Origin of the sequence: Fodinibius salinus, from assembly GCF_008124865.1 — a bacterium.
GTDB classification, from domain to species: Bacteria; Bacteroidota; Rhodothermia; order Balneolales; family Balneolaceae; genus Fodinibius; species Fodinibius salinus.
This window is the reverse complement of the sequence record NZ_VNHY01000002.1, coordinates 60,843-87,615: the sequence shown is the minus strand read 5'-3', so window position 1 is coordinate 87,615 and position 26,773 is coordinate 60,843. Positions and strand designations below refer to the sequence as shown.

General features: G+C 44.6%; 22 protein-coding genes and 1 tRNA gene. 17 read left to right on the top strand and 6 right to left on the bottom strand.

Annotated features, from left to right (window positions below; genetic code table 11):
* Positions 1-89 precede the first annotated feature (89 nt).
* From LX73_RS05235 to LX73_RS05220, 4 genes are all read right to left on the bottom strand, one after another.
* Complete coding sequence (locus LX73_RS05235) at positions 90-1,355, bottom strand: bifunctional 3,4-dihydroxy-2-butanone-4-phosphate synthase/GTP cyclohydrolase II (RefSeq protein WP_148898441.1); 1,266 nt, start codon at positions 1,353-1,355, stop codon at positions 90-92.
* A gap of 7 nt (positions 1,356-1,362) precedes the next feature.
* Positions 1,363-1,671 carry a preprotein translocase subunit YajC gene (yajC, locus tag LX73_RS05230; RefSeq protein WP_148898440.1) on the bottom strand — a complete coding sequence of 103 codons (309 nt, stop codon included), beginning with the start codon at positions 1,669-1,671 and terminating at the stop codon, positions 1,363-1,365.
* Positions 1,672-1,788: 117 nt separating this feature from the next.
* Positions 1,789-3,912 carry a 3-hydroxyacyl-CoA dehydrogenase NAD-binding domain-containing protein gene (locus tag LX73_RS05225; protein ID WP_148898439.1) on the bottom strand — a complete coding sequence of 708 codons (2,124 nt, stop codon included), beginning with the start codon at positions 3,910-3,912 and terminating at the stop codon, positions 1,789-1,791.
* 119 nt (positions 3,913-4,031) lie between these two features.
* Positions 4,032-5,342 carry an acetyl-CoA C-acyltransferase gene (locus tag LX73_RS05220; protein WP_148898438.1) on the bottom strand — a complete coding sequence of 437 codons (1,311 nt, stop codon included), beginning with the start codon at positions 5,340-5,342 and terminating at the stop codon, positions 4,032-4,034.
* Positions 5,343-5,522: 180 nt separating this feature from the next.
* On the opposite strand from LX73_RS05220, the gene LX73_RS05215 reads away from it, so the two are divergent.
* The 10 genes from LX73_RS05215 to LX73_RS05170 all read left to right on the top strand — a co-directional run bounded on the left by LX73_RS05215 (position 5,523) and on the right by LX73_RS05170 (position 15,967).
* Positions 5,523-5,596: transfer RNA gene (locus tag LX73_RS05215), tRNA-Val, on the top strand.
* 155 nt (positions 5,597-5,751) lie between these two features.
* Positions 5,752-5,949, top strand: a complete 198-nt coding sequence (locus LX73_RS05210; protein ID WP_148898437.1) for a hypothetical protein — start codon at positions 5,752-5,754, stop codon at positions 5,947-5,949.
* Between the two features lie 140 nt (positions 5,950-6,089).
* A complete protein-coding gene (locus tag LX73_RS05205) occupies positions 6,090-6,338 on the top strand; it encodes a hypothetical protein (RefSeq protein WP_148898436.1) in 249 nt (82 codons plus the stop codon).
* A gap of 213 nt (positions 6,339-6,551) precedes the next feature.
* Entirely contained in the window at positions 6,552-7,850 is a 1,299-nt protein-coding gene (gene egtB / locus LX73_RS05200; RefSeq protein WP_148898435.1) for an ergothioneine biosynthesis protein EgtB, read from the top strand.
* Positions 7,851-7,858: 8 nt separating this feature from the next.
* Positions 7,859-8,803 carry an L-histidine N(alpha)-methyltransferase gene (gene egtD, locus LX73_RS05195; RefSeq protein ID WP_246138167.1) on the top strand — a complete coding sequence of 315 codons (945 nt, stop codon included), beginning with the start codon at positions 7,859-7,861 and terminating at the stop codon, positions 8,801-8,803.
* Positions 8,804-8,809: 6 nt separating this feature from the next.
* Complete coding sequence (locus tag LX73_RS05190) at positions 8,810-9,298, top strand: DUF427 domain-containing protein (RefSeq protein WP_148898434.1); 489 nt, start codon at positions 8,810-8,812, stop codon at positions 9,296-9,298.
* Between the two features lie 249 nt (positions 9,299-9,547).
* A complete protein-coding gene (locus LX73_RS05185) occupies positions 9,548-12,700 on the top strand; it encodes a WD40/YVTN/BNR-like repeat-containing protein (RefSeq protein ID WP_148898433.1) in 3,153 nt (1,050 codons plus the stop codon).
* 118 nt (positions 12,701-12,818) lie between these two features.
* Positions 12,819-13,826 carry an ABC transporter ATP-binding protein gene (locus LX73_RS05180; protein ID WP_148898432.1) on the top strand — a complete coding sequence of 336 codons (1,008 nt, stop codon included), beginning with the start codon at positions 12,819-12,821 and terminating at the stop codon, positions 13,824-13,826.
* On the top strand, positions 13,819-15,378 hold the full coding sequence (locus LX73_RS05175) for an ABC transporter permease/substrate-binding protein (RefSeq protein ID WP_148898431.1): 1,560 nt from the start codon (positions 13,819-13,821) through the stop codon (positions 15,376-15,378). The genes LX73_RS05180 and LX73_RS05175 overlap by 8 nt, the downstream gene beginning before the upstream one ends.
* Before the next feature lie 139 nt (positions 15,379-15,517).
* Complete coding sequence (locus LX73_RS05170; RefSeq protein ID WP_148898430.1) at positions 15,518-15,967, top strand: hypothetical protein; 450 nt, start codon at positions 15,518-15,520, stop codon at positions 15,965-15,967.
* Between the two features lie 186 nt (positions 15,968-16,153).
* Here LX73_RS05170 and ettA read toward each other — a convergent pair whose 3' ends face one another.
* Positions 16,154-17,824 (bottom strand): energy-dependent translational throttle protein EttA, encoded by a 1,671-nt coding sequence (ettA, locus tag LX73_RS05165; RefSeq protein ID WP_148898429.1) that lies wholly within the window; start codon positions 17,822-17,824, stop codon positions 16,154-16,156.
* A gap of 305 nt (positions 17,825-18,129) precedes the next feature.
* Between ettA and LX73_RS05160 the strand changes: the two genes are divergently transcribed.
* The 4 genes from LX73_RS05160 (at position 18,130) to LX73_RS05145 (ending at position 21,971) form a co-directional block, all read left to right on the top strand.
* The gene (locus LX73_RS05160; RefSeq protein WP_148898428.1) at positions 18,130-18,333 is read left to right on the top strand and encodes a DUF3185 family protein; all 204 of its coding nucleotides are present in this window, start codon (positions 18,130-18,132) and stop codon (positions 18,331-18,333) included.
* Between the two features lie 114 nt (positions 18,334-18,447).
* A complete protein-coding gene (locus LX73_RS05155; protein ID WP_148898427.1) occupies positions 18,448-20,673 on the top strand; it encodes an amino acid permease in 2,226 nt (741 codons plus the stop codon).
* A gap of 111 nt (positions 20,674-20,784) precedes the next feature.
* Positions 20,785-21,507 carry a hypothetical protein gene (locus LX73_RS05150; protein WP_148898426.1) on the top strand — a complete coding sequence of 241 codons (723 nt, stop codon included), beginning with the start codon at positions 20,785-20,787 and terminating at the stop codon, positions 21,505-21,507.
* Between the two features lie 104 nt (positions 21,508-21,611).
* Positions 21,612-21,971 (top strand): helix-hairpin-helix domain-containing protein, encoded by a 360-nt coding sequence (locus tag LX73_RS05145; RefSeq protein WP_148898425.1) that lies wholly within the window; start codon positions 21,612-21,614, stop codon positions 21,969-21,971.
* A 90-nt stretch (positions 21,972-22,061) separates the two neighbouring features.
* Here the strand turns inward: LX73_RS05145 and LX73_RS05140 are convergent, their stop codons facing one another.
* Complete coding sequence (locus LX73_RS05140; protein WP_148898424.1) at positions 22,062-22,568, bottom strand: hypothetical protein; 507 nt, start codon at positions 22,566-22,568, stop codon at positions 22,062-22,064.
* Positions 22,569-22,888: 320 nt separating this feature from the next.
* On the opposite strand from LX73_RS05140, the gene LX73_RS05135 reads away from it, so the two are divergent.
* From LX73_RS05135 to LX73_RS05125, 3 genes are read left to right on the top strand one after another with little or no spacing between them, the layout of a single operon-like run.
* The gene (locus tag LX73_RS05135) at positions 22,889-24,331 is read left to right on the top strand and encodes an McrB family protein (RefSeq protein ID WP_148898423.1); all 1,443 of its coding nucleotides are present in this window, start codon (positions 22,889-22,891) and stop codon (positions 24,329-24,331) included.
* Positions 24,332-24,345: 14 nt separating this feature from the next.
* Positions 24,346-25,785, top strand: coding sequence for a 5-methylcytosine restriction system specificity protein McrC (locus LX73_RS05130; protein WP_148898422.1), 1,440 nt, complete (start codon positions 24,346-24,348; stop codon positions 25,783-25,785).
* 9 nt (positions 25,786-25,794) lie between these two features.
* Positions 25,795-26,682 carry a phosphorothioated DNA-binding restriction endonuclease gene (locus LX73_RS05125; protein WP_148898421.1) on the top strand — a complete coding sequence of 296 codons (888 nt, stop codon included), beginning with the start codon at positions 25,795-25,797 and terminating at the stop codon, positions 26,680-26,682.
* Positions 26,683-26,773 lie beyond the last annotated feature (91 nt).

The following is a 26,773-nucleotide window of genomic DNA, read 5'->3' as shown; positions in this document are numbered from 1 at the left end:
CAGCGGACTCTATTTTTATCGCATCGTGGCCGACGGGCCGGGGATGAAAAAGATCGTGCAGCACAAAAAATGCTGCTGATCAAGTAGTACTACTCATCCGTAACAATGCTGTCAATAAATTTTGGGCTATGCGGATCCAACTCTTCGAGATCAAGCTCATGGCCCATCTTGTCGCGCTTTGTTTTTAGATAGCGCACATTTTCGGGATAGGCTCCCACTTCGATGGGCACGCGCTCAACCATTTCAAGGCCAAAGCTTTTGAGTCCCACACGCTTAACGGGATTGTTAGTCATCAGCCGCAACTTGGAGATATCCAGTGACCGCAGAATTTGTGCCCCAACGCCATAGTCGCGTGCATCAGGTTCAAAACCAAGTGCCTCATTGGCCTCGACCGTATCCATACCTTTTTCTTGTAGCTTATATGCTTTAAGCTTGTTGACCAGCCCAATACCGCGGCCTTCCTGATTCATGTAGAGCACTACGCCTTTGCCTTCTTTTTCGACTTGCAATAGCGCCTGATGCAGCTGTTCACCGCAATCACATCGTTTGGATCCGAAAATGTCTCCGGTCATGCACGAAGAGTGTACGCGCACCAGCACGGGATCACCTTCTTCCCATTCGCCTTTAGCCAGCGCCAGGTGATGGTCGCCGGTGAGGCGTTCTTCGAAAGCGTGTAGGGTAAAATCTCCGTAAATGGTAGGCAGGTTAACATCCACAATTTTGCGGACTAGCGATTCATTTTGCATCCGGTAGCTGATAAGATCTTCAATGCTTATCAGCTTCATGTTAAACTCGTCAGCAAGTTCTGCCAGATCCGGGAGCCGGGCCATGGCACCATTATCTTTCATGATCTCACAGATAATACCTGCCGGTTCAAGACCGGCCAGCCGGGCAAGGTCAATAGCTGCTTCGGTATGTCCGGCACGGCGAAGTACACCACCGTTCGTACCGATAAGAGGAAAAATATGTCCGGGTCGGCGGAAATCATCAGGTTGGGCATCGCGTTTGATCATCTCTTTAATGGTGTTGGCGCGATCAGCGGCTGATATGCCCGTAGTGGTTAATTCGTTATGATCAATAGAAACCGTAAAGGCTGCCTCATCGGGGTCGGCACCTTCCGTTACCATATAGTCGAGATTAAGCTGATAGGCTTTTTCTCGGGTAATAGGCGTGCAGATGAGCCCGCGACCGTATTTGGCCATCAGGTTGACGGCTTCGGAGGTGACTTTTTCGGCCGCCATTACAAAATCACCTTCGTTTTCGCGGTCCTTATCATCGGCTACAATAACAATGCCGCCCTGTTTAATGTCTTCGATAGCAGATTCTATGCTATCGAATGTAATATTACCGGACATATTTCAATTAATCTTGATTGGGATTTACATCCGTAATAGAACTTTTTTGAAATCGAGCTTTAACATCGCTGTCAATTTCAGCTAGAACAGTGTCCTCATCAACAGTTCTCACACGGGCAATCATTCCGCCGGAGGTTACAATTTTGTCCCCTTTCTCAAGGTTATCAACCATATTTTGAACTTCTTCCTGCCGCTTTTTTTGCGGACGGATGATAAAGAAATAAAAGATTACAAAAATGGCTCCCAGAAAAACCAGGTTAATCCAACCACCGCCACCTTGTGAAGATCCCATCAACAATAATGCTGTGTGTATCATGAAAACGTATATTTGTTATATTTCAATTCTGTTAAATAGCCTCTAAAGATAGTGTTTTTACCGGGTTGCTCCAATTATTGGGATCTTGAATCAAGTTCAGGATGAGATGTTGGTTTGTCAATCTTGGTGGAACTTTTTACCGGATTTTGCATAGTCCTTCAGAATATCTGCCGGAGTAAATCTTGGGCCATGCTCCTGCTCAAATTTTTCGAGCCGTTGTACAATTTTATCAGCTCCCTCTCGGTCAATATATCGGAATGGTCCACCCAGAAAAGGAGGAAATCCTAGACCCATCACGGCGCCCAGGTCGCCGTCGGTAGCATTGTGTAGTATATCCTCTTGCAGACACCAAGCGGCTTCGTTTACCATCGTCAACGTCATTCGCTGTTGTACAGTGTTGGCATCCATGGACGTGCGATTAGGTCCACCAAAGTATTGATACATCTGTTTGTTGGGGTCGCCTTTTTTGAGATCGCCGTCCTTTTCTTCGTATGTATAAAATCCCTTTTGGTTTTTACGGCCTTTATAGCCTTCTTCGAAAAGCTCTGTTGGTTTTTGGCTGGATTGGATACCACGTTCTGCGAAGAGATCGCTAAGCACTTCGGTGATGTGCGCAGCTACATCGATTCCAACCTCATCAAAGAGGGCCGCGGGCCCCACCGGAAAGCCAAATTGTTTCATATCGTGATCAAGCTGTTTAATCGAAATGCCTTCTTCGAGCAGCATCAGTGCCTCATTCATAAAGGGAGAGAGGATGCGTGTGGTGTAAAAACCGGGACCGTCATTAACGACAATTACATGTTTGCCCTGCTGAATTCCTACTTCTCGAGCCGTGGCGGTAACCCAGTCAGCTGTTTTCTCAGTGGTAATAATTTCCAGAAGTGGCATTTTAGGAACGGGTGAAAAGTAATGCATGCCCACCACCTGTTCCGGCCGACCGGAGGCTTCAGCAATGTTATTGATAGGTAAGGAAGAAGTATTCGAGGCAAAAATACAGTGGTCAGGTGTTACCTGTTCTACCTCTTCTAAGATTGATTGTTTGAGATCTAAGTCCTCAAAAACAGCTTCAATAACCATGTCTGTATTTTCAAAGCCGTCGTAGGTTTCGGTAGGAGTAACCAAACTTGAGATGCGATCGCGTTCAAATGATGAAATAATATGTTTCTTACGATTTTTTTCCAGGCTTTTCCATATGGATTGCTTGCCCTTGCTGGCTTGTTCTACGGACTGGTCTTTGAGGAGCACGCGGAAATCGTTGTTGACACTGACATCGGCAATTCCTGAGCCCATAAGTCCCGCACCTAGCACACCCATTTTTTGAATGCCTTTTGCTTGGTCTTCCTGCGGATTTTTCTTGGCACCCTGCATGGCAAAGAACATATTTACCAACGCTTCTGATTCGGGTGTTGCTGCCAGCTTTCCAAAGTTAACAGACTCTAATTCCAGGCCGGCCTGAAAGCCATTTTCATATCCTTCTTCCACACTGTCGATAATTTTTTCCGGCGCGGGATAGTTGCCTTTTGTATTAGATTGAGCTCGCTTGCGGGCTTGGGAATAAATAATTTTGCGCAGAGGACTTAGCCCTTCCATCAGTTGGTGAGCAAGGCTTCGTTTATCTTTGCGCTCGAACTTTCCACTGTTGATTTTTTTGACCGCTGCTTTAGCGGCTGTCAGCACCGCATCTTTATGCGTTAGCTCATCTACCAATCCTAATTTGTAAGCCTTGCGCGGATAAATGTTTTTGCCTGTAAGCATGTAGGTAAGGGCATTTTGTATGCCAATAAGTCGGGGCAGACGTTGTGTGCCCCCGCCACCGGGTAGTAGCCCCAGATTTACCTCGGGTTGTCCCATCACTGTATCAGAATGTTCCGAAGCTACGCGATAGTTACAGGCCATTGCTACTTCCATACCGCCGCCGATGCACGAGCCATGAATAGCTGCTACAACAGGGATCGGATGTTTTTCCAGCTTTAGAAGCAGCTCATTACCGCGCCTGCTTAATTCTTCAATACCTTCGGGAGCTGACTTGTTTTTCAACATTTCTACATCGGCACCAGCAATAAAATTTCCTTCTTTGCCGCTTTGCAGAACAATGCCGTCAATCTCATTGTCGTTTACATCATTAAGGAGGTTTTCAAAGTCAGAGATTAACGCCTCATTAAGTTTGTTTACTTTTTCATCAGGCTGGTTAAGAGTAACAACCAGTATATTTTCTTGTTCTTCAATGGATAAGTAAGACATATCTATAAATAACTTTCAGGTTTAAGTATCATAAAGCAGACAAATAGAACTGTTGCAAGTATTTGTTTGTAGCAGGCAGCAGCTTTCGCATGAGTAAATGCCCGTGCTACTATTGAATATTAGCCGTCAAATCGTTCCAGGATCATAGCATGTCCCTGTCCACCGGCAGCACAGGCAGCAACAAGTGCAAAACGGCCGTCTTCGTGATGCAGCCTATTGGCAGCAGTGGTGACTAAGCGCGTACCTGTAGCTCCAAAAGGGTGACCCAGCGAAAGCGATCCACCCCAGCAATTAAATTTATCCATTGGGATTTCGCCCACTTTCTGATCGCGATCTAGTTTTTCTTTTGCAAATTTGTCGGAGTTGAGTGCTTTAAGTACCGTTAATATTTGTCCGGCAAAGGCTTCGTGAAACTCAAAAACGTCAATATCAGCAAGCTGAAGCTCCGCCGCATCAAGTACTTTTGGGGTGGCATAGGCCGGACCCAGCAGTAGTTCATCCTCAGGGTCTTGTGCTACATAAGTATAATTGCGTAATATAGCTTTTGGAGTGATATTGTGATTGAGAGCCGTTTGTTTTTCCATGATCAGTGAAGCCGAAGCACCGTCGGTAAATGCCGAAGAATTACCCGCCGTGATAGTGCCGTGCGGCTTGATAAAGGCAGGGCTTAGCTTTTCAAGTTTTTCCATCGAGGTGTCTTCACGATAGGTATTGTCGTACTCGATGGCATCAAAGTCAGGAGGAGTGGCAGCCGGTAACAGTTCATCATCAAGCAAGCCTTCATTGGTAGCTTTTGCTGCCATCTGGTGAGAACGCAGGGCATATTGGTCTTGCTCTTTTCGGCCGATGCCAAAGTGAGCGGCCATGCGGTCACAGCTTTCACCCATGGTATCACCGGTAGAAAATTCAGAAATAGATGGGATTTCTGGCAATAGGTGCGATGGTCGCAGTCCTTTAAAAAATCCCAGAAAGTCACTAAGCGATTTGTATTTACGGGCATCCAATAGTTTTTGGCGGAACTTTTTACGAAACCGGATAGGAATGTCAGACATGGTTTCGGTGCCGCCGGCCAGTATAATTTGAGCTTGTCCCGAACGAATCAGGTTAACCGCACTAGTGATAGCTTGATTCGAAGAGATACAGGCTTGGGTGACCGTATGAGCCGGTACAGTATTGGGGATGCCGGCCCCCAGTGCCGATTCTCGGGCCACATTGCTGGTGTTTACCTCTTGGATGACCGTACCCATGATGACACGATCCAGCTCACCAGCATGAATGCCCGAGCGACTGATTAGTCCTTCGATAGCCATACGACCGAGATCATAGGACATCATTTTTTTATATCCGGTGCCCGACCGCTGAAAGGGAATGCGTCCGCCATCGACGATGACGGCTTCGAAAGGAGAATTGTTATTTAATTGGTTTGCCATAACAGTATATAAATCGATTTAATAGAGGCGTTGCTTGTATTGTTTGCTAAGATGCCTGATTGTGTAACACAAGTCAAGAAGTAGTTAACGGTGTTAACCTACAAAAAATATTCTTCCTTTGAAGGAGTAAAAAATGTTTTGAGTGATAACAGAATATGCGTATATTCTGCACTTGCAAAAGGGCGATTAACTCAGCGGTTTAGAGTGCTTCCCTTACAAGGAAGAAGTCGCTGGTTCGAATCCAGCATCGCCCACTCAAACATTATTACGGACAGTTTCGTGAGGAGCTGTCCGTTTTTTATTTGCTATTCTTGACTCCCTTTTGCAATATCTTATCTAAACTGCTTTATTAGAATAAGGGTTGTACGTTATATTGATGAATATATTTATAATTGTGAAATAGTCTGTTATGCCTGAAAAAATAAAAAAGTTTGAAGAGATGATCGAAGATCCCACTGCACATCAGTTGAAGGCATATTATGATGCCAAAGAAAAAGCTTGTTTAGATGCAATGAAGTCATCTACTTCAAAAAATCCGCACAATAAAGGATCAAATTTAGCGGATTTTTGGGATTACGTTTACGATCAGTTTTATGAGATTCAGTAAGTGAATATTGTACATCTTTTATATAGCATTGGTTATCTAATCATTGATCTGAAATATAGTTTATAACTAAACATTTAGTGAAAAGTATATTATCTAAGATGGAATAAAGAGAGCAGAAATGCTGACTAACTTTTGGTCCAATGGATATTAAATTCGTAGATCGTGAAAAATTAGAGGCAACCAAGCGGCGATCGTCAAAGTTTAAGCCTTTATTTGAAGCACTCGATAAGCTGGAAGCAGATGGAGATGCAATAGAGGTTGGTTTTGAGGATGAGAACCATTTGAATTCGATGCGTACAGCTGTGTATCAGTATAATGAAAAAAATGGGGTGAGAGTCAGGAGTACTAAGGATAGCAATCGTAACAAAATCTATTTTTATAAAGAATAGATCTATTGATTTCTTAGCATGTATTTTTTCTTGTCACTTTCCCATGTATATTTTCTCAATTATTTGATTTCCGCTAACTAGCTGTATTGAATAGTAAAAGCCGGTTAGTATATGGTAATTTCCCGAATTTTTTAGAGTGGAAGAACTAATTTGCATGATCTGTTGTAGATGAGTACAGCAAGTTTGTAATCTCCAGTTATAAAAATATCTGTTATGGATATAAAAACATCCCAGCCCAAGCTTGAAAAATCTGCCGATCGCCATTCAAAAGAGCAGCTCAAAAAGCGATTTAAGGAAATTCGGGACTTTAGCATTCATTTAACGGAGCCTTTGGAGAAGGAAGATTATGTCATTCAGGCCATTAATAATACGAGTCCTACCAAATGGCATTTGGCACATGTGAGCTGGTTTTATGAGACTTTTGTGTTGGAAAAAGCTCTGCCCGACTATGAGTCCCTGCATCCACAGTATTCATATATTTTTAATTCTTATTATCTGCAAACCGGTGAGCCGCATACCCGGTCAAAGCGAGGGTTACTTTCGCGTCCCTCGGTAGATGAAGTACTCGAATATCGAGAATATGTTAATGGGCAGGTGCTTGCTTTTATTGAAGGTGCTACCCCAGAAGAGATTGCTGAATTCGGTCCGGTCATTGAGATTGGGAACCATCACGAGCAGCAGCACCAAGAGCTGATGGTGACTGACTTTAAATACATGTTTGCGCAGAATCCACTCTATCCAAAATATAAAGAGCTCAATCATCCCAAGGGAAGTCCGCCTGATTCACTGAATTGGATTTCTTTTGATGAAGGGATTTACGAGATCGGTAATGATGGGGGAGAATATACCTACGATAATGAACATCCCCGCCACCGAAAATTTCTTGAGCCATTTGTGATGGCCGACCGCCTGATTACCAATGGTGAATTCATGGAATTTATGGAAGATGGCGGCTATGAACGTTCCCCTTTGTGGCTTGATGACGGATGGGCTACAGTCAATGAAAGAAATTGGGACTCCCCGCTTTATTGGTGCAAACGGGATGACGGTTGGTATCATTATACGTTGGGAGGTCTTCGGAAAGTACATCCCCATGAGCCGGTAACCCATGTCAGTTATTACGAATCTGATGCGTTTGCTCGATGGGCCGATGCGCGGTTACCCCGAGAGGCTGAGTGGGAAGTAGCCGCCGGTGATAAGCCATACGATGGTAATTTTGTAGAAGATAACAAGTTTCATCCGCGACCCCTGCAGCAAAATACAGACGGCCTCAAGCAAATGTACGGTGATGTTTGGGAGTGGACGATGAGTGCCTATGAACCCTATCCCGGATATGAGCCGTTACCCGGTGCTCTGGGTGAATATAATGGCAAATTTATGTGCAGTCAGTATGTGCTGCGTGGTGGATCATGCGCTACATCGGAGACGCACATCCGAAAGACCTACCGCAACTTTTTCTATCCCGATGCGCGCTGGCAGTTTAACGGCATTCGACTAGCCAAAAATATTTAACTTTTTATATGGAAAATCAGGTTGCGGATACTGGGCAGACGATGCTGGATGAGGTAGTAGAAGGATTACGCAAATCACAAAAGCAGTTGCCTAGTAAATATTTCTACGATGAGCGGGGATCGGAGCTCTTTGAGCAGATAACACGATTGGAGGAATATTATCCTACGGAAATCGAGCGGTCTATTCTGAATCAAAATATTGATGCTATTGCTGACAGTATAGGTTCTAAAGCAATGCTGGTGGAGTTGGGCAGTGGCAGTAGTAGCAAAACGCGACTGCTGTTGGAAAAGCTCGATTCATTGGCATCCTACGTGCCAGTAGATATCTCAGAGGAATACCTCCTTAAAATTGTTAGTAATTTACGAATCGAATATCCCAGGATTTCCATCATCCCTGTATTTGCTGATTATACCTCTCATTTTAAATTACCTTCTTTAGGAGATAGTTATAGCCAACAGGTTCTTTTTTATCCGGGATCCACCATCGGTAACTTCCTCCCCGAGAAAGCTCGTTCGTTTTTATCTACACTTGCAGATATCACTGACCCAGATGCAGGAATGCTTATTGGTGTAGATCTGAAAAAAGATAAACAGCTGTTAGAATCTGCTTATAATGACGAAGATGGTATTACCGCAAAGTTTAATAAAAATATGCTAAAGCGTATTAACCGTGAGTTAGGAGCCGATTTTGAGATAAATTTATTTGCGCACAAGGCATATTTTAACGAGCAGGAAGGGCGTATCGAAATGCATTTGGTTTCGCAGAAAAAGCAAGAAGTACAGATCGCCGATGAAACTTTTGTATTTAATAAAGGGGAATCCATACACACCGAAAATTCGTATAAATATACGTTGGATGAGTTTGAAGATTTGGTCAGTGATTCGTTCTCTGTTGAGCAGGTATGGACAGACGAGGACGATTATTTTTCGGTACAATATCTATCTAAAAAGTAATATCGAATGAAGAAAACAGAGCCCGGTCCCGGACAAGAATCAGTGTGGGATTATCCGCGCCCGCCCAAAATGGAAGATAGCGCAAAAACAGTGCGTATCGTGTTCAATAGTAAAGAGATTGTGCATTCAGATCGATCTAAGCGGGTTCTTGAGACGAGCCATCCGCCGGTATATTATATTCCGCAAGAAGATATCCAGATGAAATATTTGCAAAAAATATCCGGTACTACCTATTGCGAGTGGAAAGGGCAGGCGCATTATTTCGATGTGGTGGTTGGTAAACAAAAAGCTGAAAAGGCGGCATGGTGTTATCCTGATCTTACGGAACCTTTTGAATCGATGGCCGGATATGTTGCATTTTATGGCCATAAAATGCAGGGTTGCTATGTAGGTGACGAAAAGGTAGATGCCCAGAAAGGCGGCTTTTACGGCGGCTGGATTACCTCTAACATCGTGGGACCTTTTAAAGGCAAGCCGGGTAGTGCAGGCTGGTAAAAAATAAGGAGATATCAATGATACAATTTTTCCGAAAACAGCAAGAATATGACAGCCCAACTTCTTGGAAATCGTATCTATTTTTTGCTGTTATTATTATTTTGATTGTCGGGGGATTTTTTTTGCAAATGAGTTTAGGTATTTGCCCGGTACCCGGATAATTATAAATCTCTGACAAATAGATTTTCATCTCACGAAGTAATTCGTTAATTATTTTTTCAATTATCGAAATATTCAAACATATCCTCTATGAAATTTATAAAAACGGCTTTGGTATTATTTGGTTTACTTATCTCTGCAGTATTTTTAGCTCCATCTCAGGTAGCAGCGCAAGATGGTCAGGCGGTCACATATGACAGTACGCTCTATGGCGATATGGAGTTCAGAACCGTAGGACCAACGCGCGGGGGACGTGTTACAGCGGTTGAAGGACACCGCCAGCATCCCGGTACTTTTTATATGGGAGCAGCCGGCGGAGGTGGCGTTTGGCGGACTACCAATTATGGTAATTCCTGGCACAATCTTACTGACGGTAAAGGATTTAAAAGTACAAGTATCGGGGCTATTGAAGTAGCTGACTCTGATACCAGCATAATCTATGTAGGCACCGGCTCTGATGGCATCCGTGCCAACGTAACCACGGGTCGAGGGATATATAAATCTGATGATACAGGTGAAAGTTGGCAGTTCCTGGGTCTTGAAAAGGCTGGACAAATTGGGGCCGTTGAAGTCCATCCTGAAAATCCCGAACTGGTCTATGTGGCCGCACTAGGACATCCCTTCGGAAAGAATTCGCAGCGTGGTGTTTTTCGCTCAAAAGACGGTGGAGAAAATTGGGAAAAAGTATTATTTCTTTCAGACTCAACCGGGGCTATCGATTTGGAGTTGAATCCCGAAAATCCCGATGAAATTTATGCCAGCATGTGGCAAGCCGAGCGTAAACCATGGACGATCATTAGCGGGGCTGATGTTGAAAATGGTATTTATAAATCGACTGACGGTGGTGACAACTGGAAGAAGATGGAACAAGGTTTGCCGCAGGGGCTTATGGGAAAGGTAGACTTTGCGGTGACACCGGCTAATCCCGACCGAATTTATGCACTTGTTGAAGCCCCGGGTGATCAGCAGGGGCTTTATCGATCAGATGATCGAGGGAAAAGCTGGACACAGACCAGCGATAAAGAAGAGATCATGACCCGCCCATTCTATTTTACCAATATTACTGCGCATCCGACTAATCCCGATAAAGTGTATGTGGGTAACGTGCGCTACTGGGTATCATCGGACGGGGGCGAAAATTTTGATCGGCGTTCGGTTACCCATGCTGATGTGCATGATCTGTGGATTAATCCTGACGATCCCAAATTACAGGTACAGGGTAATGATGGTGGGGCTACCGTTACATTAGATGGTGGCGAAAGTTGGTCCACACAGTACAACCAGCCAACCGCAGAGCTATACCAAGTGAATGTCGACAACCAGTTTCCATATTGGTTGTATTCGGGTCAACAGGATAATTCTACCATATCGGTACCGAGCTTGCCACCCGCCGAAAGTTCTGAAACGAATCAGGGATTATGGCATATGGTTGGCGGATGTGAAACTGGCCCGGCCGTACCGCAGATCAATAATTCAACTATTGTTTTTGCTAATTGTAAGGGACGTTTTGGTCGCTATAACAAGCAGACAGGTCAGGAAAAACAGTACTGGGTAGGCGCACAATATATGTATGGACGAAATCCGAGTAAGCTCAAGTATCGCTTCCAGCGGGTATCACCTATTGAGGTTTCTCCTCATGACTCAAGTGTAGTATATCACGGTTCGCAGTATCTGCACCGAACAAATAATGGCGGTAAAAATTGGGAAACCATTAGTCCCGACTTGACAGCATTTAAAGACAAATACCAAGTTACTTCCGGACGTCCTATCAATCGTGATATTACCGGAGAGGAACATTTTAGCACACTTTATTCGATTCAGGTATCGCCGCATAATCCCGACGTGATCTGGACCGGTGCCAATGACGGTCCGGTCTATGTAACGCGTAGCGGTGGTGAGGAATGGGCCAATGTTACTCCAGATAATCTTCCGCCCAACGGGCGCGTGGCGGCAATTGAAGTTTCCCCTCATACCCCGGGGAAAGCGTATGCTACTGTACAGCGCCGGCTTCTCAAAGACTTTCATCCCTATATTTATAAGACTAGTGATTACGGTCAAAGCTGGACGCTGCTGACCAATGGCGAAAATGGTATTCCCGCTGACTATCCAACGCGCGTAGTTCGCGAGGATCCCGATCGAAAAGGAGTGCTCTACGGGGGTACTGATTTTGGACTTTTTGTTTCTTTTGATGACGGTAACAATTGGCAACAGCTAGAGCAAGGATTGCCCGTTACGCCAATCACCGAAATAAGAGTACATAATAAAGATTTAGTGCTTTCCACCATGGGGCGTGGCTTTTGGATTCTTGATAATTTGACTCCGCTGCATCAGCTGAATGATCAAATCGCCAGCTCTGATTATCACCTGTATCAGCCGCGGGATGCATACCGTACGGACTACTGGGGTGGTGGCTCTGAAGTGCCGCAGTACCCAGAGTCTGGAGCGATGATTGATTTTTATCTTACAGAGGTACCTCAAAATGAGCTTACGCTGGATATTCTGGACAGTGATGGAGAGGTGATACGCCGATTTGTAGGAACATCCGATCAGAAAAATAAAGATACACAGACTCCCGATGACCGTGGAAATATGATGGCGCCGGGTCCTGAAAAGTTGGGCAAGCCCGACAGCATTAAACTGAAACAGGGACATAATCGCTTTACATGGGATTTGCGATATCCGAATAAACCGGTGGCTTCCGCTGACGGCGAAATGTACTTCGGTGTTGGAGCCGGACCGTTGGCAGTGCCGGGAGAGTATAAGGTTCGGCTTACGATAGGTGATTGGACCCAAGTTCGTAATTTACAGATTAATATCGATCCACGGGTGAAGGCGGATGGTGTAAGCAAGGCCGATTTACAGGCTCAGCTTGATCTGAATCTCAAAATTCGGGATGCCATTGGTCAAGCAAGTAAGATGGCCGCGGCAATCGATACTCTTCGCAACAATATTACGTCTGCAACAGAATCAGGAACCATCGACGAGGATCGTGCGACAACTATCACCGAACAGCTAGATGGTATTTATAAACACCTGGTGACTTCTGATGAAGGCAGCTATCAGCCGCCCATGTGGATCGACCAGGCAGAATACATGTACTATATGACGATTTCTGCAGATCAGCGTCCCGGTAATGATGCGTATACCCGGTTCGAAACGCTCAATAAAGAGCTTAAGAAAATTGCAAAAGAGTGGAAGCAATTTCGGCAGAATGTTGACTTGCCGGAAGAAGTAAATGATTAAAACCTTAAAACACGATCATATTTTGATGGTACGAGCTTGGCTCGTACCATTTTTATTTGGGTTGCAAAAATTGCTTTCATTATTGTAGTATGATATGCAATAGACTCAATGCATCGTTATGATACAGCTCCAACATGTTAGTAAAGTATTCGATGGTAATCATTTGGCAGTTGATGACGTCTCGTTTTCAGTAAAAGAGGGCGAAATATTTGGACTCATCGGCACTAGCGGTTGTGGCAAGACAACAACTATGAAGATGATTAACCGGCTGATTGATCCCACCTCTGGTTCAATATTTGTGGATGATCAACAGGTGAAGGCCCAGAAACCAGAGAGTCTGCGCCAAAAAATTGGATATGTGATTCAGGATGTGGGGTTGTTTCCCCATTATACCGTGGCCGAAAATATAGCCACCGTCCCAACCCTAAAAGGGTGGAATAAGAAGCGTATCGAATCGCGATGTGAAGATCTGCTTGAGCTGGTAGGGCTTAATGCAGATGAATTTGCCCATCGCAAGCCGGAAGCTCTGAGCGGTGGACAGCAACAGCGCGTGGGATTAGCACGAGCCTTAGCTGCTGATCCGCCAATCATCCTCATGGACGAACCTTTTGGAGCCCTTGATCCAATTACAAAACGTGAAGTTCAGATCGAGGTGCAAAACATCTTTTCAGAAATTAATAAGACCGTTTTGCTGGTGACCCACGATGTAGTTGAAGCCTTCGCAATGTGTGATCGACTTTGTTTGCTGGATGCTGGTAAAGTACAACAGATCGGTACGCCGCAAGAGCTACTTTTTAGTCCTGCCAACGATTTTGTGGATTCCTTTTTTGCATCCGATCGGTTTCAGCTGGAATTATTGAGTGTTAATCTTTCAGAAATTCTCGACATCGAACCGAACTCCAAATTGTATTGGAGTCCCCCGTTGGAGGGAGAGCAGGAAGATGAAATAGGCAGAGAGCAATCTCTTTATAGTATTATTGAAGAAATGGAAGAGCGGGCACATGATAATACAGTTATTATTCACCGTGTTGACGGTCAAACTGTTGATTCTCTGAGCTTTTCGAATTTGTTAAGCAAATTTCGTCAGTACAGTAATACGTTAAAAGCCGGAGGTGCCAATGGTTGATTTTTGGAATTTTTTGCTTACAAATAAAGCTGAAATATGGGATCAGCTTCTCCAGCATATCGGGCTTACAGCAGTATCGCTGCTTATTGCTGTACTCATTGGTATCCCGCTGGGGCTGTTGGCCACTCGATATAAAAAAGTATCCGGTCCGGTGTTAGGGACTGTTGGTATTATTCAAACTATACCCAGCATTGCGCTTTTGGGATTTATGCTTCCGTTGCTGGGAATCGGGGCCCTTCCTGCTGTTGTTGCCCTATTTTTGTATGCACTTTTGCCTATTGTCCGTAATACCTATTCGGGCATTCAGGAAGTGGAGTCTTCGGTCATTGAATCGGCGCGTGGTATGGGTATGACAAGCGGACAGATCCTGCGGAAAGTAGAGCTGCCGCTGGCGGGCCCGGTCATCTTTGCAGGTATACGCACAGCCACCGTTATTAATGTAGGTGTAGCTACGCTCTGCGCTCTGATTGGTGCCGGTGGACTCGGAGAATACATTTTTCGCGGTATTGCCCTCAATAATTCAGTAATGATTTTAGCCGGAGCACTTCCCGCGGCGCTGTTGGCTTTGACATTTGATTTTGTGCTCGGGCTGCTGGAGCGCAATGTATCCAAACTATTGAAGCCCTTGAGTTATGGATTGGCGGTTATGGTGCTGTTTGTATCAGTTTATGCAATATCAACGATGTTTGTTGAACAAAAATTTAAAGCCGGCGTACCACCCGAATTTCTAGAGCGAGCAGATGGATATCAGGGACTTAAACAGCATTATGGGCTGGATATTCCGGTAGTAGAGATGAATGCTTCGCTGATGTACGAAGCTCTCAAAAACAAGCGTGTAGATGTAATTGTGGGTTATTCCACCGACGGGCGTATTAAGGCCTTTAATCTAAAAGTGCTCAAAGATGACAAACAGTATTTCCCACCCTACCAGGCAGCGCCAATTGTTAAAGAAGATTTTGCAGAGGCACATCCCAAAATGATTACAGCCATTAATAAACTGGCTGGCAAAATAAGCACCGAGCAGATGACCGCTCTCAATAGTGCAGTTGATAATGATCAACAGTCAGAATTGAGCGTAGCCAAAAAGTTTTTGAATGAGCAGGGTTTTCGCACGTCTGTGACCCGAAAAGGTACACCCGACCTGCTTATTGGGGGCAAATTACAAACCGAGCAGTTCATCTTGGCGCACATGTACCGCATACTCATTGAAAACTATACCGATTTAGACGTGGAGCTTAGGTTGGGACTAGCCGGTACACAAATTGTGTTTACTGCTTTGCAAAATGATGAGATTCAGCTTTATCCCGAATATACAGGGACCGGACTGCATGTTTTGTTTGAAAGTGATGAAGCCACCGTCGATAGTTTAGGCAACAGCGCGAGCGCAGTATTTGATTATGTGAAAGTACGTTCCCAAAAACAATTTGATATCCAGTGGTTAGAGCCCATCGGATTTGAAAACACCTATGCCCTTATCATGCGCAAAGAGCAGGCTAAACGGTTAGACATAGAAACGATTAGTGATTTAGCCGATTATTTGAGTAGTAAATAACCAATCGGTTATTATTTGTATATAACCCTTCAAGAGTTTTATGTTAGTTGCGGGTGACAGGGAGTTAATAGTTTAACAAAAAATACTTCGTATTCATCCATTAATTATAGGGATAATAAATCATCATAGAGGTTTAATTATGATTACATCAGATACAAATAAATCTCGTTTTACATTCAGTTCAATTTTTAATGTGGCCTTTGTTTTAATTCTTTCGGTTTCCTTAACATCATGTGGGTCAGGATCTGACGATGGCGCTTCACTAGCCGGAGACTTAACTTACGAAGTACAGACCGACGCGGATATATCTATACAAATTTCCCGCAGCTACTATGATGGAAGTTCGCTTGAGTTTTCGACGGTAGAATCTGTTCAGACTTCCAGTTCCGGTTCAGCTTCCGGAGATTTGCAAGACGGAGACTACAAGGGATATCGTTTACAGGCGTCACCTATAGGCGGTACAGAACCATCTTCGCTTACACTGCGACTACTTAGTGATGGTGAAGTAATTGCCGAGACCAGTAGCCCCCAAAGCGGACAAAATATATGGATTGCGGAAACGGGAGAATTCCCTGACGTACCCCACTAATTTTATAATTGAGATATATTTAAGGCGGTTTCCACAGTTTATAGGGAAACCGCTTTTATATTTTTAGACTCCTTTCCGGTATTTCCATTTTGTTGGTTCCACAGTATATACTTGCTGGCGCAAGTTTGTAACTTGTGGCAGTGTAAAGGTAGCAATGCGGACCCACTCCTGTTTTCACCAATTCTACTAGTCTCGCATCAGCTTCTTGTACTGTACGCGTTCCGGATGGTAGCGTGAGCCCAGCCGCTCTTTACGATTTTCTTCATACTCTGAATAATTTCCATGGAACCAATACACCTGGCTGTTACCTTCGAAAGCCAGCATGTGTGTAGAAATACGATCCAAGAACCAGCGGTCGTGTGAGATAACCACAGCACAGCCCGCAAAATCAAGCAAAGCTTCCTCTAGAGCCCGCAGCGTATGCACGTCCAGGTCATTAGTAGGCTCATCGAGCAGCAGCACATTGGCCTCCTGCTTTAGCATCTTAGCCAGGTGCACACGGTTGCGCTCGCCGCCTGAAATTTCACGGCACAGTTTCTGTTGGTCGCTGCCGCTAAAGTTAAAGCGTGCCGTATAAGCCCGCGAATTCATCTCACGATTGCCAAGATTCACAAAATCCTTGCCGCCCGAAATTTCTTCCCAGATTGACTTATCGGGGTCCAGCGGACGATCCTGATTAACATAGCCTAGCTCTACAGTGTCACCTATTTCTATGGTGCCGCTATCGGGCTCTTCTTCGCCGGTGATCATCTCGAACAGGGTCGATTTCCCCGCACCATTGGGACCAATGACTCCCACAATACCACCCGGCGGCAGGCTAAAGTTCATCTCTTCGATCAGCAGGCGGTCTTCGTATCCTTTAGAAACATCATTAGCTTCGATCACCTTGTCACCCAGCCGCGGACCAGCGGGAATGAAGATTTCCATATCCTCGCGCTGTTTGTTACGCTCTTCCGCGAGCATCTTTTCATATCGTTTGATGCGTGCTTTACTCTTTGTCTGTTTGCCTTTAGGACTTTGTTGAATCCACTCCAACTCTTTTTGCAGCGTCTTCTGTCGTTTGGATTCCTCTTTTTCCTCTTGGGAAAGCCGCTTTCTCTTCTGATCCAGCCACGAGCTGTAGTTGCCCTCGAAGGGAATCCCTTCGCCGCGATCAAGTTCCAGAATCCAGCCCGCCACGTTGTCCAGGAAATAGCGATCGTGAGTTACTGCGATAACAGTACCCTCATAGCGATCCAGATGCTCCTCGAGCCATGCCACTGATTCGGCATCCAGGTGGTTCGTGGGCTCGTCCAGAAGCAGTACATCTGGTTTTTGCAGCAGTAATCGGCATAGCGCTACACGGCGTTTTTCTCCGCCTGATAGCACTTCTACCGACGTATCTCCCGGCGGAGTTCGCAGAGCATCCATAGCCTGATCAAGTTTGCTGTCGAGATCCCAGGCGCCCATCTGTTCGATGCGCTCCTGTAGCTTCTCCTGCTTTTCGATCAGTTCTTCATAGTCAGCATCAGGTTCGCCAAATGCGGCGTTAATTTCTTCGTACTTGTTCAGGAGGTCAATCTTTTCCTGCACGCCCTCTTGCACAATCTCTTTGACAGTCTTGTCCTCATCCAGCTCGGGCTCTTGGGGCAGCATTCCAAAGGAAATACCTTTATTGCGAGAAACTTTGCCCATGTAATTATCTTCTTTGCCAGCGATAATGTCCAGAAGTGTACTTTTACCGGATCCGTTATTACCGATGACGCCAATTTTAGCTCCATAGAAAAAGGAGAGGTAGATATCGTCCAGCACTTTGTTATTAGGCTTATAGACTTTGCTGACCCCTTCCATCGAAAAAATAATTTTTTGACCGCTCACGAGACTGATATTAGGAATTTAGAATTGTCAATTAGTATTGAGAGATACTCAAATAAACGGTTAATATAAGGATATTGTGTGGGGAGTTAATAAGGAAAATATATTTTAAAATTCGTCTCATCTTAAATCATTGTACTGAGTTTATCTCCCGGATTTTTTGTTGTTTCTTTTCAGTGAGAAAGAACTGTATGAAGACAATTTCGACTAATTGGTAATTCACAGTTCTAAATTACCAATTCTCAAACTTGACGTTTGTAGCTAGAATCAGTAGCTATCAATAACTTATAAATCAAATTCCATTGATTATGAAAAAAGTTATTTCTGTGGCACTTCTCGTTGGCGGTATTCTGTTGCTGTACTTTGGGTACCAGGAATATCAATCCTTCGGTTCCGAAGTAAATCAGCTGTTCGGCGGCTCGGGATCTGACAAGGCTATTTGGATGTTGGTGGGCGGTGGGGCTGCTACCATCGGCGGGCTGGTGGGATTGTTGCGGGATAAGCCGACATAGTTATTTTCATACTGATATCTATATTGATCAAAAATTATTATAGTGGAATAATCTTCTATAGAAATTGAAAGATGATATCAAACAGCACCGTTATAATATTTTTCATTTTTGAGTATGAGTAATCAACAGGAAGAAGGATCAACGCTACAGCAGAAAGTAGATGAGAGAGAATCCACCGAACAACAGAAGTACGGGACGTTCGGTGGCGTGTTTGTTCCCACATTACTTACCATTTTAGGCGTAATTCTTTTCTTACGTCAGGGTTGGGTGATCGGTAATGCAGGCCTGTTGGGTGGCTGGATGATTATTACACTAGCCTTTGTGATTGTTTCCTTTACCGCACTCTCCATGTCATGTATTACCACCAATATCCGTATCGAAGCCGGGGGCGCTTACTCCATTATTTCCCAATCACTGGGGCTCGAAGTGGGCGGCAGTGTAGGGGTGCCGCTCTACCTTGCGCAGACCTTTGCCATTACCATGTACATCTTTGGTTTCAGGGAAGGCTGGCTCTATATCTTCCCTGATCATTATGCCATTGTGGTAGATATTGCGGTTTTTGCCGTCTTATTTCTTGTGGCTTTTCTGAGTGCTAAACTGGCATTTCGCATTCAATATATTATCCTAGCCGTGATAGTTGGTGCTCTCATTTCAGTAGGAGCTACCGTCTTCACCGGGGCCATGGAGCATAGTATCCAATGGTGGGGCAGTTATCCGGGGGCTGCAGAAAACGATTTCCAGGGCGTTAGCTTTTGGGTGGTTTTTGCGGTTTTGTTTCCGGCGGCAACAGGTATTATGGCGGGCGCCAACATGTCGGGAGAGCTCAAAAATCCCAAGAAATCTATACCCCTGGGTACACTGTCGGCCATAGCCATCAGCTATGTGATTTACATGGCTAGTGGATACTGGATGGCCCGGGTAGCTCCGGTTGATGAGCTGGTGAGCAACTACAATGTGATGATCGATTATGCACTCTGGGCACCGGCAGTGCTGGGCGGACTGTTGGGCGCGACTTTCTCGTCGGCGCTGGCTTCGATCGTAGGTGCACCCCGAATTCTGCAGGCTTTGGGCGAACACAAGATTTTTCCCGGGGGCGATATGTTTGCGAAGCTGGCCGAAAACGGCGAGCCGCGTAATGCTATTCTATTAACTGGCGGACTGGTACTGGCTACCCTTCTTCTTCGGGATTTAAATACCATTGCCCCGCTCATCACCATGTTTTTCTTAATTACCTACATGATGATAAACATGGTCGTGTTTATCGAACAGCGGATGGATATGATTAGCTTTCGTCCGACCTTCCGGATTCCCAAATTTGTACCGCTGCTGGGGACGGTGGGCTGCCTGTTTACCATGTTCATTATCAACTCCACCTTCGGACTTGTTGCATTGGGATTTGTTCTTGTTACCTACCTATACCTGTCGAACAGAAGACTGAAAGTACCGTATGGTGATATGCGCAGTGGGTTGTTTGTTTCATTGGCAGAATGGGCCGCCAAACGAGTATCGTCACTACCTGAAGAGAATGAGCGCGCCTGGAAAGCAAACTTGCTTGTTCCCGTCAGGAGTTCTCGAGAGCTGCGCGGTAATTTTAGTTTGATCAGAAACCTTACCTATCCCAAAGGATCCGTAAAACTGGTAGGAATATCAGATGACAAAAATAATAGCGACTTTAGAGATTCGCTGATGGATTTTGAGATGTCATTCAGCCGGGAAAATATCTACTCTCGGTGGAGTGTAATCGACTCTGGAAATTTTAAAGAAGGGGTGCTTAATTCGCTACAAACACTACAGGGGACCTTCTTTAGGCCTAATATTTTGTTTTTAAGACTGCCTGCTCATAAGCAATATGATGAAGAAATTTTGTCGCTTATCAACCAGGCTCGCCTCAACAACATGGGGATTCAGCTGTATGTTGAGGATACCATTGCCCAGCTCGGGCGCAGCGAAACTATAAACGTGTGGATTCACGAACAGGGGCCTGATTGGGATCTCAGTATGGAGTTGGGGAATATGGATTTGGCGCTGCTGACAGCCTATAAATTGAAAGTGAACTGGGGAGCCCAGATGCGGGTTATAACAATAGTGGATGAGCCACAGGTTGAAGAAGCCTATCGCTACCTCGAAAATCTGTTGGATGTAGCTCGCATCCCTGATGCGACACCTCATGTTGAAATTGGTACATTCCAGGGTATTATGGAAGATGCTCCGCAAGCAGACCTCAACCTCATGGGCTTACCCGAAAAGCCAGACCTTGATGATCTGCGGTCATATGTGGAAAAAACCCAATCAGCCTGTGTCTTTGTTGCTGATTCAGGTAAAGAGAATATCCTGGCGTAACACAGTCGTTGATTATTCGTAGTTAAATTGCAAGATGATAATAAAGCTATAAACTGCTTTAGGGCCGTCTTTCTCATTATCTTTGTAATGCAATTTTTCTGACAGCTGATTATGGAATCTGCCCAAAAGATCGCATCAACACTTAAGCCAAACCTTACGTTAAAAAACACCGTTGCATTTACCTCCTTATTGTTTGTATTGCACGAACTCCATGAAATAGCCCATACTGCAGTGGGACGGATAATTTGTGGTTGCTGGGGGGAACGGAATTTTAATACCTGGGGGCTATGTTGTGAAGGAGATCTGACAATTTTAGCCTCGATAGCTGGTCCGCTATTCACCTATATCATGATCTACATTGGTTATTATTTGCTGAGCAAGAAATATGAAAACCTGCCCGGGAAAAAGTCACTGGGATTTGCATTAGTTTTTGGCAGCATGCCCTTTGCTCGTATCTTTACTGCGATGATAGGCGGCGGAGACGAACTGATGGAGCTGGAATTCTTTCTTGGGGATTATCTTGGCGATAACGCGCTCTGGGCACTGGCCATCGTGATGGTCACTGCTATTTTGGTGCCTGCGCTGATAAGAGCCTGGAAGAGTATTGCGTCTTCGCAGCGTTTGTGGACCTTCACAGGCTTTTTATTGTTGCCGTTCATCTTTGATGTCCTTGTCGTTATCATAGGGATGAACAAGGTTTATCAGGCCGGTGTATTAGACCAGACGGGGCTGTTGGGATCTCCGGTTATTGTAAATCTGTGGACTCTGCTATGGGTCAGTGTTTTAATAGTTACGGGCAAAGAATTAAAAACGTTGATGGTACCGGCCGAATAATAGCACTAAGAACAGAACCTGTATTGCAGGAAAGCATAAAATTTATGATTATACTATTACAAAACAGTTTGTATGAGCAATCCCAATATCAGTGGTAAAGTCTTATGCGATTATCCTGGAAAATAGTACTCATCGCTGCCATTCCGCTGGGCGGTTATTGGCTCTACAAAAAGAGTAGTCGTCCGACTGAAATTAAAGAGCAACCCGGGACGACAGAAGAAAAGGAGACGACCTCGAAGTCCCCTCCACAGAGCGGTGCCGAAAAACGAAGCGACGCAGGTTCCACCGAGCAGATTATCGAGCAGCTGACCGAAATTGACGGCGTTACCAGCCGCGTGGCAGAAAACCTTGTGGACAAAGGAATCAAGAGTAAAGAAGCCCTGGTGGAGCTCTCCGAAGAAGAGCTCCGATCAGTAAAAGGTATTGGTCCCAAGCGGGCAGCTAAGATTCTCGAGCTCAAATAGGTTCTATTCTTTTTCCTTGATTACTTTCTTTGGATAAGCATATCCCGATAACCTTTGGGGAAATGGATAGTGGCAAGTGTGTATAACCGATTATGAGTGCTCCGGCTGATCAAAGACCTGTCTCCCGAGTTCCCGTTCTTTTTTGACGAGATAAGAGCCCTGTCCCTTTTGGCGGAAAAAACGGCAGACCCGTCCGATGGCATAAAACATCAGGAATACAATAAGCGTAGCCACAATGGTTGCAACTGGCTGGTTGGTAAAGTTTTGATATATCGCCTTACCATAGGCAACGCCTTCATTGAGTGATTGCATGACTTGGTTCATCGCTTCTCCGCCGTATTGTTCGTTAAAGGCTGAGGCGGTAAGCGTGTTATAATCCTGGATGATGCGGCCCAGGTAGGTAAGCCTGTCCGGCCAATCCGCGACCTGATGTAGTACGCTCCCAATAGAACCGAAGCCTGCACCGACCTTGCTAAAAAAAGATCCGCCGGCTCCCAGGACAATCATGCTGGTAACACCGGCAGCAAGTTTAAACAGGTATTCCAGCAGAAATAAAAAGGGTTTGGCGGCGAGTGTTAGTAAACGGGATAAATTCATACGTCCTGTCTGATGAGGTTCTAATGTATATTATCTTCCGGGGATTCCCGGGATTTGGTATGATGACATACTGCCCATCTAATATAGTGAAAATGTGCATTGGTACCATTTTGCGTATGGGCAATGGGCGAATGGTATTATGAATTATCAAAAAAGGCGGGAGAAGATTCTAAAGCTGAGTTGATTCATACTTGGGTGATCGATACGTTTTTAAAAGTTTGCTGGTGATGATGTTATTAAGTAATAATTGAAGAGATTTGTAATCGTTGCTTAAATCATCCACCTTTGGGAGTAAAATCCCTGAAAATAAATTACTAAAAATGGATTCATTAATTGAGCTGTGTACGAAATCGTATAATTCAGAACATTGGTCGGAGGAATCAGAAAAAGCATTTGATGAATTGTTCGGGTCAAATGGGGGACGCTATTCTTTAAGAGCTCAGAAAGATATTCAGTTCCGCACCCCAGCCGCAAAAACACCTTTCTCTGCCATAATTCATGAGTCAAATCCCACAAGTGGAGGATATAGTGGGATGAGCTTTGTCATTTTTCCCGTCGAGGATGGGCCCGCTATGATTGCTATGGGAGTGGGTACGCAGGGTTTAAGTCCCGATGAAAATATTATCGGCAAGCCTGGACATTCACGAAAGATCAATGCGATTGTCCGGTGGTTAAATGAGCAGTATTCTGGAAATGAACCCATTGCCTGGGCAAAAAAGGATGCAGTACGTACTGATATCACTGTGCCTCAAAATGTGGTCAATGCTCATCCCAAGTATAAGAACATATTTGATCGCTATGGCAAAGAGATTTATGGATTTTGCATTGCCAACGATGAGGTAGCAGATAAAGCACTAAAAGTTTTTTTAGATTTTAATTTTGAAGAGCGCGGTTATACTCCTCTTAGTGCTGCTGAAGATGAATTCAAAGAGATAAAAAGCAATTATTTCTCCTATCTCATGCCAACGGTGACCCAACAAAAGATTGGCAATCTTTTGAGACAACGGAAATACGTGGTGCTTCAAGGTCCACCGGGTACAGGAAAAACTCGACTGGCGAATAAATTATTAGAAGAAGATTATGACAATGAGGGAATGACCATCCAGTTTCATCCCAATATCACATATGAAAATTTTATTGGAGGACTGTTTCCCACATCTACAGGAACAGAGCTAGGATTAAATTTCAGCATTAGCCGGGGACATTTGTTGGATGCCGTTGAACAAGCCTACCAAACAGAAGAGAATGTTCTGTTGGTTATTGATGAAATTAACCGGGCAGATTTGGCGAAAGTATTGGGTGAGGCTATCTATGGATTGGAGCCTTATGAGGACCGTACTATTCAACTGCCCTATGATTTTGGTGGAGAAGTTGGCCAAGAGCTAACCTTTCCTGATAATCTACATATTCTTGGAACGATGAATACGGCAGATCGCAGTATCGCTATTTTGGATGTAGCCATTCGTCGTCGGTTTGCTTTCCTTAATATGTGGCCACAAGTAGAAGTGGTAGAAGAAAAAGGAAATGAGATGACCAAGGAAGCTTACCAGAAATTATTATCTATTTTTATCAATTATGCTTCCGAAGATTCTTTTGACCTCATGCCCGGACACTCCTATTTCATTGCTCACGAAGATGTGGATGCCGCCACTCAAATGCAGACGAATTTGATTCCGCTTTTGAAAGAGTATTTATCACAAGGATATGTGGCCAATTTTGCGGATGCTATTCATGCTTATATCCAGGAGATTGAGCAACTTTAAGGATTAGAACTGCTATGGCTAAAAAGCAAACAGCTGACGAATGGGCCAAGGATCTACAGGCTAATCATTCGGACGTCTTAGAGCTTCACGATAATCAAACGGCCTATCTGAGTACTGAATTTTTGTCGAAGCACGTGGATGCTCGATATGAGGACAAAATTACGGCAAAATTGGGGCAACAGTTTTTAAATCTTAATAGGGATCCACTAAATAAACTAGATCTGGACTCTGAGATTTATTATTCCGGAGATAGTTTAAAGTTGAAATTAAGGTCACATACGTCTGTCGGTGCGATTCCTCTTCTTTCTCCAATAACGCATAAGTATGAATACAGTTTGATTATAACACCTCGCTTTGGCTGGAAGGGTATTGGGCCTATCCTATCAACAACAGGGTGGAAGATTCTACCCAATATCCTGAATTTGCCACAGCTTAAAATATCCGAGCGGCGCGTTCCACCGTGGGTATTATCGAGTGTTATTTTGGGTCGCCTGGAAGAGTTGATCAAACAGCTCGATCGTCGCTTCGAAATGGACGAGTTACATAGGTCCAAGCCCAAAGGAAAAGTAGATTGGGCGGACTATGCGCAGAAACAGGTTTCTAAAGGAAAGTTCCTGAATTTCAAATGTCGATATCCGGAATTGCAGGAAAATCGTGAGCTTAAATCTGTCGTTCATTTTGCATTAAAGAAACAACGACAGAGCTTGGCAACCCAGCGAGATGCTGGTGTTTATGTTCTACAACTTGTTGATTTGTGTAATCAGCTCATTCAAAAAGTGTCTGATTGTGCTCCCAGACAACCTAATAATCTCCAAATTGATTACTTGCAGTCATCTTCCTTACAGGGTGAAGCTATTGAAAAGGGATTACAGGCCATAGTCTGGACCACTGAAAATCAAGGGTTAGCTGGTTTGGGAGATTTAAGCGGCTTGCCGTGGAAGATGAATATGGAAGAGTTGTTTGAGTCATACGTTGAGACAGTAATAGGGGAAATTGTGCAACAGACGGGCGGTACGTTAAAAAGTGGCCGAAACCGAGAAACGGTAGTACCAATTTCGTGGGATCCACCCTTTCTCGGTTCACAAGGTTCACTGGTACCAGACCTTGTCGTAGAAAAAGAAGATATAGTTCATATCATTGATGCCAAATATAAAGATCACTGGGAGGACTTGAATACCGAAAGCTGGTATAATATTGGTGATACCATTAGGGAGCGGCACCGCAACGATTTGTTACAAATATTAGCTTATGCTTCTCTTCCAGAAGATAAAGAAATTCGATGTTCCCTAATGTATCCCTGTAAAAAGAAAACGTGGGAATCGTTAATAGAGCGAGGGCGTCATGTGCACACTGCGGAAATAAGTCGAGGTAATCGGCATATTCAACTTAATCTTACGGCCATTCCTTTTTCCATGAAGGATACAGAAATGGATATTCTCCGAAAGTTATTTTGAGGTAAAAAGATGACGGAGCAAGAAATCCTGCAAAAATTCCAATCTCTCACCGTCTGGAAAAGCGGTGACCGCCGGGCACCCCACAAGCCGCTGCTGGTGCTGTTGGCGATTGGGTATCTGCAGAATAATGATAAGCGGCTGTTGGGGTACAAAGAGATTGACCCCGAGCTGAAGGAATTACTAACTGAATTTGGCACTCCGCGAAATGCAGGGAATACCCACTATCCGTTTTGGCGTTTGCAGAACGATGGGATGTGGGAGGTAGAAAGAGGTGATGAGCTGGTTCTCAATAGTAGTGGCGGCGTACGAAAAACGGATCTGCGGGAGAAAGAGATCCGGGCGGGCTTTAAGCCGGAAGTTTATGAATTTTTGAAAGAGCATCCCTCTGTTATCAATACAATCTGTTCCCAACTGCTGGATGCTCATTTCCCCGATACTATTCATGAAGATATTATCCACGAAACAGGGATTTCGCTTGAGGAGCAAACTATAAGTCGGAAAAAGCGCGACCCCAATTTCAGGCATAATGTGCTGCAGGCCTACGAGTATCGTTGTGCGATATGTGATTTCGACGTGCGGATGGGAGCTAAAACGCTCTGCATAGAAGCGGCTCATATCAAATGGCATAGTCACGGCGGTCCGGATGATATCACCAACGGCATTGCCCTGTGCACTCTACATCATAAACTGTTTGATCTGGGCGCATTCACTCTCGATGAAGACCTACAGTTTTTGATATCCGAAAAAGTGGTAGGCACCGACGGCTTTGACTTGTGGCTGGGGCGCTTTCACGGTGATGAAATTCGTCCACCGGTCCGTGCGGTATATGAGCCGGCCGTCAATTATATCGCCTGGAATCATGACGAAGTATTTAAAAGTCCCGGTCCGGAGAGCTAGAAAGATCAACAATTAAAACCTGCCGGATATAGCATTTATTTGTTCAGCAGTACAGGCATTGCCGTACCGTAAGTTGTGATCCACTTCGCTT

Excerpts from the sequence above, each read along its gene's own strand:
- LX73_RS05235 (WP_148898441.1), bottom strand. The coding sequence starts at position 1,355 with ATGTCCGGTAATATTACATTCGATAGCATAGAATCTGCTATCGAAGAC.
- yajC (WP_148898440.1), bottom strand. The coding sequence starts at position 1,671 with ATGATACACACAGCATTATTGTTGATGGGATCTTCACAAGGTGGCGGT.
- LX73_RS05225 (WP_148898439.1), bottom strand. The coding sequence starts at position 3,912 with ATGTCTTACTTATCCATTGAAGAACAAGAAAATATACTGGTTGTTACT.
- LX73_RS05220 (WP_148898438.1), bottom strand. The coding sequence starts at position 5,342 with ATGGCAAACCAATTAAATAACAATTCTCCTTTCGAAGCCGTCATCGTC.
- LX73_RS05210 (WP_148898437.1), top strand. The coding sequence starts at position 5,752 with ATGCCTGAAAAAATAAAAAAGTTTGAAGAGATGATCGAAGATCCCACT.
- LX73_RS05205 (WP_148898436.1), top strand. The coding sequence starts at position 6,090 with ATGGATATTAAATTCGTAGATCGTGAAAAATTAGAGGCAACCAAGCGG.
- egtB (WP_148898435.1), top strand. The coding sequence starts at position 6,552 with ATGGATATAAAAACATCCCAGCCCAAGCTTGAAAAATCTGCCGATCGC.
- egtD (WP_246138167.1), top strand. The coding sequence starts at position 7,859 with ATGGAAAATCAGGTTGCGGATACTGGGCAGACGATGCTGGATGAGGTA.
- LX73_RS05190 (WP_148898434.1), top strand. The coding sequence starts at position 8,810 with ATGAAGAAAACAGAGCCCGGTCCCGGACAAGAATCAGTGTGGGATTAT.
- LX73_RS05185 (WP_148898433.1), top strand. The coding sequence starts at position 9,548 with ATGAAATTTATAAAAACGGCTTTGGTATTATTTGGTTTACTTATCTCT.
- LX73_RS05180 (WP_148898432.1), top strand. The coding sequence starts at position 12,819 with ATGATACAGCTCCAACATGTTAGTAAAGTATTCGATGGTAATCATTTG.
- LX73_RS05175 (WP_148898431.1), top strand. The coding sequence starts at position 13,819 with ATGGTTGATTTTTGGAATTTTTTGCTTACAAATAAAGCTGAAATATGG.
- LX73_RS05170 (WP_148898430.1), top strand. The coding sequence starts at position 15,518 with ATGATTACATCAGATACAAATAAATCTCGTTTTACATTCAGTTCAATT.
- LX73_RS05160 (WP_148898428.1), top strand. The coding sequence starts at position 18,130 with ATGAAAAAAGTTATTTCTGTGGCACTTCTCGTTGGCGGTATTCTGTTG.
- LX73_RS05155 (WP_148898427.1), top strand. The coding sequence starts at position 18,448 with ATGAGTAATCAACAGGAAGAAGGATCAACGCTACAGCAGAAAGTAGAT.
- LX73_RS05150 (WP_148898426.1), top strand. The coding sequence starts at position 20,785 with ATGGAATCTGCCCAAAAGATCGCATCAACACTTAAGCCAAACCTTACG.
- LX73_RS05145 (WP_148898425.1), top strand. The coding sequence starts at position 21,612 with ATGCGATTATCCTGGAAAATAGTACTCATCGCTGCCATTCCGCTGGGC.
- LX73_RS05140 (WP_148898424.1), bottom strand. The coding sequence starts at position 22,568 with ATGAATTTATCCCGTTTACTAACACTCGCCGCCAAACCCTTTTTATTT.
- LX73_RS05135 (WP_148898423.1), top strand. The coding sequence starts at position 22,889 with ATGGATTCATTAATTGAGCTGTGTACGAAATCGTATAATTCAGAACAT.
- LX73_RS05130 (WP_148898422.1), top strand. The coding sequence starts at position 24,346 with ATGGCTAAAAAGCAAACAGCTGACGAATGGGCCAAGGATCTACAGGCT.
- LX73_RS05125 (WP_148898421.1), top strand. The coding sequence starts at position 25,795 with ATGACGGAGCAAGAAATCCTGCAAAAATTCCAATCTCTCACCGTCTGG.